The 14,680-nt window shown below is 36.5% G+C and carries 10 protein-coding genes; 9 read left to right on the plus strand and 1 reads right to left on the minus strand.

Annotated elements, in window-relative coordinates; all coding sequences use genetic code 11:
* The first annotated feature begins 165 nt into the window (after positions 1–165).
* Entirely contained in the window at positions 166–1,197 is a 1,032-nt protein-coding gene (locus I8U27_RS03895; protein WP_181750702.1) for an asparagine synthetase A, read from the plus strand.
* Between the two features lie 230 nt (positions 1,198–1,427).
* Positions 1,428–2,600, plus strand: coding sequence for a nucleotidyltransferase family protein (locus tag I8U27_RS03900; protein ID WP_181750703.1), 1,173 nt, complete (start codon positions 1,428–1,430; stop codon positions 2,598–2,600).
* A 368-nt stretch (positions 2,601–2,968) separates the two neighbouring features.
* Here the strand turns inward: I8U27_RS03900 and I8U27_RS03905 are convergent, their stop codons facing one another.
* Positions 2,969–3,124 carry a hypothetical protein gene (locus I8U27_RS03905; protein ID WP_181750704.1) on the minus strand — a complete coding sequence of 52 codons (156 nt, stop codon included), beginning with the start codon at positions 3,122–3,124 and terminating at the stop codon, positions 2,969–2,971.
* Between the two features lie 232 nt (positions 3,125–3,356).
* On the opposite strand from I8U27_RS03905, the gene I8U27_RS03910 reads away from it, so the two are divergent.
* The 7 genes from I8U27_RS03910 (at position 3,357) to I8U27_RS03940 (ending at position 14,273) form a co-directional block, all read left to right on the plus strand.
* Entirely contained in the window at positions 3,357–4,862 is a 1,506-nt protein-coding gene (locus tag I8U27_RS03910; protein WP_181750705.1) for a GH39 family glycosyl hydrolase, read from the plus strand.
* 225 nt (positions 4,863–5,087) lie between these two features.
* The gene (locus I8U27_RS03915; protein ID WP_181750706.1) at positions 5,088–5,882 is read left to right on the plus strand and encodes a Nif3-like dinuclear metal center hexameric protein; all 795 of its coding nucleotides are present in this window, start codon (positions 5,088–5,090) and stop codon (positions 5,880–5,882) included.
* A 376-nt stretch (positions 5,883–6,258) separates the two neighbouring features.
* Entirely contained in the window at positions 6,259–7,173 is a 915-nt protein-coding gene (locus I8U27_RS03920) for an ABC transporter permease (RefSeq protein WP_181750813.1), read from the plus strand.
* 14 nt (positions 7,174–7,187) lie between these two features.
* Positions 7,188–8,060: a carbohydrate ABC transporter permease gene (locus I8U27_RS03925; RefSeq protein WP_181750707.1), complete on the plus strand. Its 873-nt coding sequence runs from the start codon at positions 7,188–7,190 to the stop codon at positions 8,058–8,060.
* Positions 8,061–8,132: 72 nt separating this feature from the next.
* Positions 8,133–9,782: an ABC transporter substrate-binding protein gene (locus I8U27_RS03930; RefSeq protein WP_181750708.1), complete on the plus strand. Its 1,650-nt coding sequence runs from the start codon at positions 8,133–8,135 to the stop codon at positions 9,780–9,782.
* 201 nt (positions 9,783–9,983) lie between these two features.
* The gene (locus tag I8U27_RS03935; protein WP_181750709.1) at positions 9,984–10,694 is read left to right on the plus strand and encodes a YesL family protein; all 711 of its coding nucleotides are present in this window, start codon (positions 9,984–9,986) and stop codon (positions 10,692–10,694) included.
* Between the two features lie 138 nt (positions 10,695–10,832).
* Positions 10,833–14,273 (plus strand): glycoside hydrolase family 2 TIM barrel-domain containing protein, encoded by a 3,441-nt coding sequence (locus I8U27_RS03940; protein ID WP_181750710.1) that lies wholly within the window; start codon positions 10,833–10,835, stop codon positions 14,271–14,273.
* Positions 14,274–14,680: the final 407 nt, after the last annotated feature.

Here is a 14,680-nt window from a genome sequence, read left to right on the forward strand (position 1 = left end):
AAATTTTTACGATTCCTGGGGGCAAGATCTACAACAGTTTATAGGCTTTTATTGAGGATTGAGACCTCTAATTTATGAAACATTCTTTAAACCGGGATTAAATCTCAAATATAAAGAAAACGAGATTAAGTGAGAGAAACTTAATTTATAGAAGGAGGAAAATAAATGGCTAATAATTTTGAATTAATAAGACCGAAGAAATATTGGAAAAATACCTCTACTCACTATTTGAATGTAATTAATGATTCGTGGTACAAGTCTTTAGTAGAAGTGCAAGATTTGATAAATTACTATACTGTCGAATTTTATAAGGAGAAAGATATTAAAACTTTATTCTTGCCTATCACAACTGGTTCCATTTCTAGTCCTATGGGACTTGGAAGTGATTCACTGCCTGTTAGTGTGGAAATGTTTGGCATTAAATCCTATCTTGCTGATTCGATGCAATTCATGTTGGAGTATGGATGTCGCTTGTTTGAAAATGGATGCTATTACATTATGCCCTCCTTTCGAGGAGAATTACCGGATCATAGGCATTTGTGTCAGTTTTACCATAGTGAGGCGGAAATACCGGGAGGTTTGGATGATGTAATTCAATTAGTTGAAGAATATATATCGTTTCTAAGTAGGAAAATTCTTAATGATTTTGGAGATAAGCTTTTAAATATTAATGGGAGTAATAGACATATTGAGAAGATGGCCTATTTACAAGAGCCGCTTCCAAGAATTACTCTTGATGAAGCGGTAAATATTCTGGAAGATTCTGATGAATATGTTGATAAACACTCAGCAGGATTTAAAAGTATTAATAGTAAGGGTGAACTGAAGCTCATTTCAATGTTTGGTGGAGCAGTTTGGTTGACACACTTTGATCATCTTTCTGTTCCTTTCTATCAAAAGTTTGATTCTGTTGACCAATCAAAAGCGCTGAATGCAGATTTATTAATGGGAATTGGTGAGCTGGTGGGTTCTGGAGAAAGGCACGAAACGAGTCAGGATTTAATCAAAGCCCTTAATTTTCATAAGGTTCCTCTTAAAAACTACAAATGGTATAAAGATATGAAAGAAAATTATCCCTTAAAAACCTCAGGCTTTGGTATGGGAATAGAAAGGTTTATATTGTGGCTTTTCAATCATAATGATATTAGGGATTGCGAAGTGCTACCAAGGATAAATGGGAAAAATATTTTACCTTAATACCAGGCCCTCTTCTACAGGGGGCTTAACAGGGTTTTCGGCAGCTATATGGGATCAAAGTGAAAGCAGATGCAAGACCTGATAATAAAGTTGATTTTTAATTTATGGAATGGGCTGTAAGTGAATAGTCATTGATTGCATTGATAAGAATTAGACCCGAATTAGGCTTAATAATATGCTATATTCAACGTTTACAAATTGATTACAGAGATTTATGGAGGGATCAGTTAATGAATGAGTTAAAAGCTGAAGAAAAATTAATTTTGAGTTTAATAAAGTTGGAATTAACAGATAGTGAAGTAGAGTCAGTAGAAAAAAACTTTATTAGCAAGCGGTTGAACTGGGGTTATATAGCTAGATGGATGTTTGAACATAGAGTAGCAATGGTGGTTTATAAAAATCTGTTGAAATACAATTGGGCAAACCGTATTCCGGGAAAGTGGAGACATTTATTCGAATACTACTATTTAGCAAATAGAGAAAGAAACAAGTATATATATGAGGCGATTACACCGGTCTTAAATGATCTATATGAAAATAAAGTCCATTGTATTGCATTAAAAGGATTGTTTTTAAACCATATGGTTTACAACGATTTAGGATTAAGACAAAGTAAAGACATTGACCTATTTTTTCCGGAAGATGAATTAGCTTTGGCGACGGATATCATTTTGAAACACGGTTTTATTCAGGGAGAAATAGACAGGAATAATGGACAAATTATAAAAGCGACAAGGAAAGAGAAAATTTTTAGGAAAATGATATCTCATGAGTTGATTTCATTTATCAAGAAAACAAACAATCAATTTTGTGAGTATATAGAAATCGATGTACAGTATGATATTTTTTCACATGCAAAGCGTCTGAGAGTTCCATTTAACACAGAAGTTTTACATAGTTCGGCTAAGTTGTTAGAAATAAATAAGGGTAAAGGGAGATGTTATCAATTTAAGGAGGAGTATAATTTATTGCAATTATGTTCCCATTTATATCAAGATTCCGTAATGTTTTATGGGATTTTGCAAAATAAAGATCACGAGTTAAGTAAGTATATGGATATATATGAGTTTGTAAAACATTTTGGCCGAGAGATATCTTGGAATGACTTTTCAGAAGAGCTTATTGAGAATAAAGTGAATCACATTGTATATTTTGCGCTTGCTCATGCGGAACAGATTTACGGGGTTTTTGTTCCAGAGTTCTTTAGTGAGCGAATTAAACCTAAAGATCTCCAATATTTAAACCAGTTCGGAGTAGAAGAGAAAAACCCATTAACTTGGACAAAGCCTTTTATAGAGAGAATATTTGATGATAATAAGTGGAAAAAGATTGGTTCTGATACTTCTGCTTTTATCACAGAATCTGTTAAAAATTATATGTATCCTTTTAAAAATAAAGATTAAAATAAATTCTGTGATAGGATGGTTGTTTAAATTTTTGTGAAAAGTAATTTCCCACAGGCTGTAAGATTATTGAGAAACCTAGTACTATAATATTTTTTTCCTTTAGGTAGACAAAAGGAAAATGATTGGGGCCATCACTGATGACAGCCTATCGCCATATCCGGGAACCAAAGTTTCTCTATTATGTGATCCGGGAGAAAAGTCAGGTGTACGATGCGTTAAAACATTTCTTTGGGAACAAACAGGTCAGTTAAACCCTCCGGATTTGCGGGTTTAACTGAAATAACAAAGTCATCCTGCTTATGGATCTCCGATATGTCGCTTTTTCAAGTATTGACTTGAGAAAGCGATTTTTCTTCTCTACATCATCATAGGTTGTATATTTCACCAACATATTTCTTTACTGGCAGAGCCGTTGAACAGAGTTGAAAGAAGAATGGTAAATCGTACACCGGCCATTCCCGATCTTCTTCGGCATTCGGATTCACCGGCGTATGGTTCGTAATCTGTGTGATTGCTTTCACTGTAAAAAAATATCCTTATATGGCGGTAGATTTATTTTATCATAAACTTTGTTTATTGGATATACAAACTTGGCGATGGGATGATATAATGAATTCAACGGCGCACAGAAATCTCGAAATTATTCGGCATTTCTCCTGCTTTCTGCCCGCCGCGGGTGGAATCTCATGTGTGAGTTTACCCTGTTAAGAATAGTGTTGCAATCTATAATATTTAGTGAACCAGGAGGATAGGATGATTAAAATAGTAGTAACCGAAAATTCTCCAGTACAATTCAAAAAGAACTGGAAATTTTGTGTTGGAACGGGCAGACTAGGACTTGCCCTTCAAAAGGAATACTTGGAACATCTAAAAATAGTAAAAGACGCGATCGGATTTGAATACATCCGGGGACATGGCTTGTTACACGATGATATCGGCATCTACCGTGAAATAGAAATAGATGGAGAAATTCGTCCCTTCTACAACTTTACTTATATTGATCGAATTTTCGACGCGTATTTGGAGTTAGGGATCCGTCCATTTGTAGAAATAGGATTTATGCCAAAGCTATTGGCTTCAGGTGACCAAACGATTTTTGAATGGAAAGGGAATGTGACCCCGCCAAAAAACTATGAAAAATGGTCTGATTTAGTAAAGGCAGTAGTATCCCATTTTGTGGAACGTTATGGACTTGAGGAAGTTTTGAAATGGCCATTCGAAATTTGGAACGAGCCGAATCTAGTAAACTTCTGGAAAGATGCAGATAAACAAGAGTACTTTAAATTATACAAGGTAACTGCGAATGCTGTGAAGGCGGTACATCCTGACCTCCAGGTTGGCGGACCGGCCATTTGTGGTGGAGCAGACGAGTGGATTGTCGAGTTTCTTGAATTCTGTGATATAGAGAAAGTGCCGGTTGATTTTGTTTCTCGGCATGCTTATACATCTAAAAAGCCAAAAAAGATAACGTTTGATTATTACTATCAGGACTTAGTTGAAAATACGGCTATGTTAGCTGAGTTTGAAAAGGTCCGGGGATTAATTGATCAATCTGCTTTTCCACACTTGCCTCTTCATATAACGGAATACAACACATCTTATAGTCCAATCAATCCAGTGCATGACACGGTGTTAAACGCTGCATACTTAGCTCGGATTCTCAGCGAAGGAGCAGATTACGTTGATTCGTTCTCCTACTGGACATTTAGCGATGTGTTTGAGGAATTAGGTGTACCAAAGGCCCAGTTCCATGGGGGATTTGGATTGATCGCTTTAAACGGAATACCAAAGCCGACATTTCATTTGTTCTCCTTCTTCAATTCCTTGGGTGAAGAGCAGCTCTACCGTGATGAAAATACATTGATTACAAGAAGACGGGATGGCAGTATCGCCTTAGTTGCCTGGAATCTGGTTATGGATAAAGGAACAGGCTTTGAAAAGGAAGTTGAATTTGAGCTTCCTGTTTCCTTTAATGAGGTTTTTGTAAAACGGCAAACGGTTGATGAAAATCACGCAAATCCGTGGAGAACATGGCAGGAGATGGGGCGTCCAAGATTTCCTGATAAAACCAGCGTAGAAACCTTACGCCAAGTAGCAAAGCCTCTAGTTAGAACATCCAGAATGAAGTCTGTAGGGGGCAAAGTAACATACCGTGCAACCTTAACAAAAAATGAAGTAACATTAATGGAATTCATTCCTGTTAAGGATGAAACGGATACGTATATTGGTTTAGATGATAGCTTAATAACTTCTTATTGAACCTCCTCCACCTGTAGAGGTGGAGGTTTCTTACCATTAGGATAGAAAATGCTTCTGTGTAAGTAAGGGTTTGCCTTACTCACTCAATCGAAAAGATTTGGAAGTTATCGTCTCCGTAAGTAAGCAACAGGTACATGGAGTAACAGGGGCGAAACAGACCATCTACTATTAAGAGAGATTAAATATGCTGTTAAAATTTTAAATTCCTGTGAAAGGAATGAAATAATGGCGATAACTGTTCAGAATATCTTGGATAAATTAATGGAACCAGTGGGGAAAATTCCAAATACGGTGGATACACTTAAATCTGGTGATCCAAACATGGAAGTAAAGGGAATTACAACTAGTTTCATGCCCACACATTATGTGATTCACCAGTCCATTAAGATGGGGGCAAATCTGCTCATCACCCATGAAGGCTTATTTTACAGTCACATGGACAATACAGAGACATTGAAAAGTGATCCAGTATATAATGAAAAACGGCGTCTGATCGATGAGTCTGGTATTGCCATCTATCGTTTTCATGATTATTGGCACCGATATCAACCTGATGGTATTATGGTTGGTTTAATTCAGGCTTTGGGGTGGCAACCATATGTTGACGAGAATCAACCAGCTGCAACGATTCTTACTGTTCCTGTAATGACTGTAAGGGAAATTGCCGAGTACGTTAAAAATAGGCTGGGTATTAAGTTTGTACGTGTTACTGGAGATTTATCTACACCATGCACCCGTATTGGTTTATTAGCAGGGTATAGGGGGGGAGGTGATTTGTCTATTCCGCTTTTTGAGAAGGAGAATCTTGATTTAATTATTTCTGGAGAAGGTCCCGAGTGGGAGACTCCGGAATATGTTCGGGATGCTGTCTATCAAGGGAAACAAAAGGCTTTCATTGTTCTAGGTCATGCGGAAAGTGAAGAACCTGGTATGAAGTATTTATCGGAATGGATGAAAACGATTTTTCCTAGTATTCCCATTCACTTTGTTCCTGAAAAGCAAACGTTCCAAGTGATTTAAGATGAAAAAAAGAACATTTAGATATTATTTGAAAACGCTTGCAACAATGGGCACACGGATGATAAACTACAGATATAAAAGATAGTTTGTTGCCTATACAAACTATCTTTTTGAGCCATTCGAAATAACTGCCGATAACTGGGCTATAAATCGCGAATAAATTTTTAAAAGGAGGCGAAACAATTGTTGGAATCATCAAACATGATAAACTACAGATATAAAAGATAGTTTGTTGCCTATACAAACTATCTTTTTGAGCCATTCGAAATAACTGCCAATAACTGGGCTATAAATCGCGAATAAATTTTATAAAAGGGGGGCGAAACAATTGTTGGAAGCATCAAAGCAGAAGCAAGATATTGGGATACCAAAAGTAATGAAGACAAAGAAAACATTAGTATTTAAAACAATCAAAAAAGATTGGCAATTGTACTCCCTGCTTGTTTTACCAATTATTTATCTGGTGGTTTTCAAATACATTCCGATGATTGGTAATATGATTGCCTTTAGAAGATTCATTCCTGGAGGTAATATTTTTGGTGAAGAGTGGGTCGGTCTTCATTACTTTAAAATGTTTATTGAGGACCCAACCTTCTGGCAGGTATTTAAAAACACTCTTATTTTGAGTAGTTTAACATTACTATTTGTTTTTCCCGCACCGATTATTATTGCTCTATTATTAAATGAAGTGAAATCGAAAAAGTTCAAAAAATTTGTTCAAACCACTTCTTATTTGCCACATTTCCTATCCATCGTTATTATAAGTGGGATGATTTTACAATTAACATCTACCACTGGTGCGATCAATGAGTTAATTCAATTCTTTGGCGGGGAGCCTATCATTTTTATGCAGGATCCAAGCTGGTTTAGACCGGTTTATATCGCGTCGGAGGTTTGGCAAACCATGGGTTGGGGAGCAATTCTTTATTTAGCTGCACTGACAAATATCGACGAATCCTTATATGAAGCAGCTAAGATAGATGGTGCAAACAGATGGAAACAAACCATTCATATTACGATTCCAGGGATTCTTCCGACAATTATTACATTACTCATCCTGAATATTGGAAATTTGTTGGCGGTGGGATTTGAAAAAATCTTATTAATATATAACCCACTCAACTATGAAACTTCGGATGTTATATCTACATACCTTTACCGGGTAGGTTTACAATCAAGCAACTTTAGTTATGCGACAGCCATTGGTTTGTTTGAAGCAGTCATCGGATTGATTTTAGTCTTCTCTGCCAACTATCTATCCAAAAAATTTACAGACAATGGACTGTGGTAAGGGAGGAGAGAACAGTGAAGGAATCCATACAGTACAAAATATTTAAAGTTTTTAACGTGATTATTTTATTGCTCGTTGTATTTGTGACATTGTTCCCCTTTCTGAATGTCGTTGCCCAGTCATTTAGTGATCAGGCGGCAATTAACGCAGGTAAAGTAAATCTGATACCAAAAGGGTTTAACCTTGAAACCTATAAAACGATTCTTCATGACAAGGCCTTCTGGACCAGCTATAGGAATACAATTATATACACGGTTGTTGCTACATTGATCTCCATGGTTATGACGACAATGTTGGCTTATGCATTATCGAAAAAGCGTCTGATGGGACGCAAGTTCTTTACCTCTTTTGCCGTTTTCACAATGTTTTTTAACGGAGGATTGATTCCGAACTATATCCTTATTAAAACGCTTGGGTGGACAAATACGATATGGGCCATGGTTATTCCTGGTGCAATCAGTGTTTTTAATATGTTAATCATGAAAACATTTTTCGAGTCATTGCCGGAGGAACTTGAAGAAGCGGCAGCGATTGATGGATCTTCTACTTACGGGACACTTATAAAAATCGTATTGCCGTTATCCAAACCGATTTTAGCTACTATGGTATTGTTCTATGCGGTAGGGAACTGGAATTCATGGTTTTCGGCATTTCTATACTTGGATAAGCCAGACATGTTCCCAGTGACTCTTTACTTGAGGAATCTTTTGGCGGGAGCAACATCGGGTGAATCGGCTGGTGCAACAAATGCAGATAATCTAACGCAAATTGCTGCTAATATCAAGGCAGTAACGATGGTATTAACAGCATTGCCAATTTTAATGGTTTACCCGTTTATTCAGAAATATTTTGTTTCTGGTATCATGCTTGGAGCAGTTAAACAATAACGGTTGCAACTTCCTAAATAAGTTTATTATAAAAAATTTATTATAAAACAACAAAAAATAGGAGGTATTACGATGGCGAAAATTTCAAAAAAGTTAGCTCTTTTCGTTGCGATGGTTACTTTGATCGGCAGTTTATTGACTGCATGCAGCAGTGACCAAAGCACGAGCTCGTCTTCTTCTATTCCAAAGGGTGCAGCGATGGATGACTATGGAGTAGGAAAGCAATTTAAAGCAACAAAACCGATTTCATTCACAACGATGTACAACGATGCTGCGTGGTATGCTTATAAAAAGGATTGGCTTCTGTGGAAAGAAATAACTAAGAGAACCAATGTTACCTTAAAACCGACGGTTGTTCCGATGAGTGATTACAACCAAAAAAGAAGTTTATTGATTAGTTCCGGGGATGCCCCGTTAATTATCCCTAAAACTTATCCGGGTCAGGAAACACCATTTGTTGCTTCTGGTGCTATTTTGCCAATTAGTGATTACGTTAAATACATGCCTAACTTTATGGATAAGGTAAAAAAATGGAATTTGGAGCCTGAACTGGATACTTTAAGACAAGCGGATGGAAAATATTATATACTCCCCGGATTGCATGAAAATGTTTGGCCAGATTACACATTGGCTGTAAGAACAGATATTTTCCAAAAGCATCATATCCCAATTCCCAAAACATGGGATGAATTTGAAGCAGCATTGAGAAAATTAAAGGAAATTTATCCTGATATTACACCATTCTCTGAGCGCTGGAGTACAGGAAATTCAACAACTCCGTTGGGTGCTTTATTGGGATATGCAGCTCCTACTTTCGGAACTGTGGGCGGCTGGGGCACAACAAACTATATTACATTTGACCAAAAACAAAATAAGTTTGTTTTTGCGGGTGCAACACAAGAATACAAAGACATGCTCACGTACTTTAACAGACTTGTAAAAGACGGCTTGATGGACAAAGAAAGCTTATCACAAAGTGATGATACGGCAGTTCAAAAATTTGTTAACGGGAAATCATTTGTTATCAGCACAAATTCCCAAGAAATTGAAGTAATGCGCAATAGTATGAAAAAAACACTGGGGGAAGGCAACTTCTCCATCTCAAAAATTGACGTACCTGGAGGTCCTAAAGGCCATGTCATTGCTGGTTCAAGATTGGAAAACGGGATCATGATTAATGCCAAAGCGAAGGATGACCCGAATTTTCTTGCTTTGCTGCAATTTATTGATTGGTTATGGTACAGTGACGAAGGTCAAGAATTTACTAAATGGGGTGTAGAAGGAACAACCTATAAAAAGGAAAATGGCAAACGTGTTCTTATGCCAGATATTAACTTCCTTGGACTAAATCCGGCTGGAAAGAAAGATTTACGTAAGGACTTTGGATTCGGAACGGGTACATTCTCTTATGGTGGAACAACAGAGTTACTTCGCTCTACAATGAACCCTGAAGAAATTAAATTCCAGGAGAGTATGCTCAAAAACAAGAAAGTATTACCAGTGAATCCGCCATATCCAATGAGTGCTGTGGATCAAGAACAGGCAAATCTTCTTTCTACACCATTAACGGATATGGTAAAACAAAATACAGCGAAATTTATTTTGGGTTCGCGTCCATTATCTGACTGGGATAAATATGTTAGCGAGTTGAAGGCTAAAGGAATGGACAGGTACGTAGGTCTAGTAAATAAAGCATACGAGGATTTCAAGAAGAAGAAATAATCAAATTAAAAGATTAAATGAAACTGCTGGCAATGTTTTTAATATGAACTTATTTGCTGGCAGTTTCCCTATATCAGTGTAAGAACAAACCTTTTATAAAATGGTTGTGGAAAGATAAGCAACTACTTGTATTCACAACCATTTTTCCACTATTTGTTTGTAATACCTTCACCATCAAAAATAAGCTTGAGGAAGATTAGTATGCAGAAAAGAAAAGAGTTTGGCGATGGACTTCTATTTCGTTTAACCAATTATATTTATTGCCTTTTAATGACCAATATTTATTTTGTATTAAGCAATATGATCTTTCTGTTTTTTTTCATGACATTAAAACCCAGTTTTTCTAATATCACTATCTATTTCTTGGCACTGACTCTAACAGGCCCATCGATTTCAGCACTTTTATATTCAATTGGAAAACTCATCCGTGAAAAAGAACTTTCCCCGCTTAAAGACTTTTTCCACGGATATAAAATAAATTTTAAAGACACGATGAAATTTTGGTTGCCGCTGCTTTTGGTCTTATATATTCTGTTTGTTGATTTGCAATATTTTAATGCAAACCCATCTACAATCAACAATGTTTTATCGGCAGTGTTTTTAATTGGCATTATATTAATGATCATCTTATCCATGTACGCATTTTTGATTAATGCAGGTTTTAAATTTCGTTTGAAAGATATTTGGAAACTTTCAATTTATTACAGTTTTAAAAAAGTGAAAATTACCTTTGGTAATCTCGGTATCGTCATCATCTCTATGTTTCTTACCTCTATTATATCTGATGTTTTAATTGTATGTATTCCCAGTCTTGTTTGTTATCTTTTTATGCTTAACAGCAAAGAGATTATGGAAGATATAAAGGTGAATTTCTGTCAGCCGCAAAAAATCCAAGTTAATCAAAAAATATAAGATCAATATGATGGAAATGATCATGGCATGTTTCGAATGAAAATGGTGGAACATGCTTTTACTTTGGAGTATTACTAATTGCAGTTGTTTCTTATATCGAATACACCTAAACAAATAAAGAAAGTGGGTGCACCAAACATGAATAAGAAAACACTTTTTAATGATGGATGGGAATTTGCCAAAAGCAGCTTGGAAGTTGCAGATCTTTCTACTTTGAAATTTGAACCGGTTGATATACCCCATGATTGGCTTATTTATGATACATTAAATCTTTATGAAAACAGTATAGGTTGGTATCGTAAGAGATTTACATGCACGAAAGAAGATAAGCAGCTTCTTTTGTGTTTTGATGGGGTTTATATGGATTCTTCCCTATATGTGAACGGGCAGTTTGTAGGTGAATGGAAATATGGTTATTCCTCTTTTGAACACGAGATAACAGACAAGATCGCGGAAGGGGAAAATGAAATTCTTGTGAAAGTAGTATATCAAAGCCCGAATAGCAGATGGTACTCGGGTGCCGGCATCTATCGCAATGTATGGCTAAGGACAAGAGAAAAGAATCATATTGTAACAAATGGAATTTACATAACAACGAAACAGAAGGATGATGGATGGGAGGTAGAGATCGACACAGAAATGAACATCTATGAAGACGTACAACTCTCACATACGATCATGTATAAGGATCAAATGATTGCTACAACTTCAAAGAGAGTTGTTGCAGGAAATGACTCTAGTTCACATAATCGACAAAGGCTATTTGTAAAAAATCCTTTGTTATGGAGCACGGATGACCCTAATCTTTATAAGCTTATCACCCGATTATATCTAATTGAGACAGATAAGAATGCAAATCAGAGTTTGAAAGAGATTGAATCGATATCTCATAACATTGGGTTTCGAAACATTATACTTGATCCCCATCAAGGTCTTTTGCTAAACGGAAAAAAGATGAAATTAAATGGGGTTTGTGAACACCATGATTTAGGAGCCTTAGGAGCTGCGTTTAATAAAGCCGCTCTAAAAAGAAGGTTTGTAATATTGAAAGAAATGGGCGTTAACGCTATACGAACCGCTCACAATATGCCTGCAAAAGAACTTATGGAATTAGCCGATGAGATGGGACTACTTGTCGTCTCGGAAGCCTTTGATATGTGGGAAAGATCAAAAACTCCTTTTGATTACGCAAGATTTTTTAAAGATTGGGCTCATATCGATGTAAAAAGCTGGGTAATGCGGGATCGGAACCATCCGAGTTTGCTGATGTGGAGCATTGGAAATGAAATTTATGATACTCATGCAGATGAAAGAGGGCAAGAAGTAACAAAAATGCTCATGGATTACGTACGAAAATATGATCCGAAAGAAAATGCAAAGGTTACCATTGGTTCCAATTATATGCCCTGGGAGAATGCTCAAAAATGTGCTGATATTGTTAAGGTGGCGGGATATAATTACGCAGAAAAATATTATCAAAAACATCATGAGGAACATCCGGACTGGATTATCTATGGCAGTGAGACAGGCTCTGTCGTACAAAGTAGAGGCATCTATCATTTCCCATTTGAAAAATCTATTCTTGCAGATGATGACGAGCAATGTTCTGCCCTTGGAAATAGTGCAACGAGCTGGGGGGCAAAGTCAGCAGAAGCATGTATTCTAGCAGAAAGAGATACCCCTTTCTCCCTCGGTCAATTTATATGGACCGGATTTGACTATATAGGTGAACCCACACCTTATCATACCAAGAACTCCTATTTTGGACAGATTGATACGGCAACATTTAAGAAAGATTCGTATTACATCTATCAAGCAGCATGGACCGACTACAAGACAAAGCCAATGGTGCATATTTTCCCTTATTGGGATTTTAATAAAGGTCAAATGATTGATGTTCGAGTATGTTCGAATGCTCCTAAAATTGAACTGCAATGCAATGGTAAGACGATCGGAACCCATGAGATTGACCGTGAACATGGAACGCAACTTGTTGGGTGGTGGAAAATACCTTATAAAGAAGGTGAAATAAAAGCAATCGCCTATGATGAAACAGGCAAAGTGATTGCGACAGATGTAAGAAAATCCTTTGGAGATGCGAAGAAGATTTGTTTGCATGCGGACAAAGAAAGACTTATTGCAAATGGAACAGATTTAATTTTTGTAGAAATAACCATGGAAGATGAATATGGCAATCCAGTAGAGAATGCAAATAATCGAGTGCATGTTCATGTTACTGGAGCAGGTCGATTAATAGGTCTTGATAATGGTGATAGTACCGATTATGACCAGTATAAAGGGGTATCCAGAAGATTATTCAGTGGTAAGTTAATGGCAATCATAGGAGCAACATTAGAGCCCGGAAAAATTCAGATTGAAGTATCATCCATAGGTTTAGAAAGTCAGATGGCAGAATATGAGTCTCTGCCAATAGAGGATGGAGCATTAGAGGGGATTTCTGCACGCATGGAAAATCAAGATTTGCCATGTGTGATGGGAAACAAAGAAGAAATTCCTCTTCGTAAGATTGAATTGATCAGCGATTCAGGACAAGTGTTTGATGAATCAAGAAAAGAGATGGTTGTCCGAGCAAAATTATACCCGGAAGATACTTCTTATCAAGAAGTAGAGTGGAGTGTAGTGAATGACTCCGGGATCGTCTCAAACATTGCCAAAGTAGAAGCGTTCGGCCATGAAGCGAAGATCATCGCTTTAGGGGATGGAGAATTTCGAGTTCGTTGTACCAGTAAGAATGGTACTGACAAGACGAAACTCATATCCGAACTAGAATTTAAAGCAGTTGGTCTTGGTACAGCCTACAAAGATCCTTATGGATTTATATCTGCAGGACTCTATGATTATAGTAAAGGTGAAGTTGGAAACGGAAATGAAAGAGGAGTAGCTACAAGCAGAGATGGTGAAACCCAAGTAGGTTTCCGTGATATTGACTTTGGTTCTTATGGCTCTGATACCATAACGATTCCAATTTTTGCGTTAACAAACGAAGAGTATTCTTTGCAAATTTGGGAAGGAATGCCTGATGAAGATGGAAGTTCATTACTAGCTGATGTAATCTATCAAAAAGAACCCAAGTGGAATGTGTATCAAGAAGAAACCTATCACTTGTCAAAAAGACTTCGCGGTATTACTTCAATTTGTTTTGTCCTTCATCAGAAGGTACATATCAAAGGGTTTTCTTTTGAAAAAAAGAATCGAGCGTTTGAACAAAATATCACAACAGAATGTGACCGCATCTATGGGGATACATTTACAATAACAGAAAATAGCGTTGAAGGTATAGGAAATAATGTTTCTCTAGAGTTTGAACAAATGGATTTTACAAGTGAAGGTGCTACGAAACTGGTCGTTTTTGGCAGGTCGCCTATAGATAAAAATACCATTCATATCCGATTTACTAATCATGAAGGCGAAAGCAATCAAATCATCGAATTCACTCAGTCTGATGAATACGAAGAACGAATATTTGAATTGGAAAAAATTACAGGAGTACAAAAAGTAACCTTCATATTCCTGCCAGGATGCAATTTTGATTTTGGTTGGTTCCGTTTTGAACGGTAAGAAGCTAGTACTACAGTTGTAATTAAATCTAAAGCATCAAAATTTAGTTATGTAAATCCTCCTTTCTTATATCCTTCTTAACAGAACAAATAAATGGCGTATCTTTTATAATAAATCCAAAAATGCTTTCGGGAAAATAACAATAACAAGGCCGGCCATCCATGTGGACCGGCTTTTGTTTGTGCATCGGGCATTTGCTTACATAGCATTTCCAATTAAAATTTCTTTTGCTATGGTAAAAAAATTCATAATTTTTAAAATTTAAGGATAGGTTCATTTTATGTCAGAAGGGGTTATATTAGACTTTAAGTATTTAACCGAGAGCAAAGCCCATATTTATCGGTCGATTATAACATATATATATTGAATTATTCGTGAATAGGAAATATAATAAATTTAACAATTAC

Source organism: Paenactinomyces guangxiensis (assembly GCF_016055185.1).
GTDB classification, from domain to species: Bacteria; Bacillota; Bacilli; order Thermoactinomycetales; family Thermoactinomycetaceae; genus Paenactinomyces; species Paenactinomyces guangxiensis.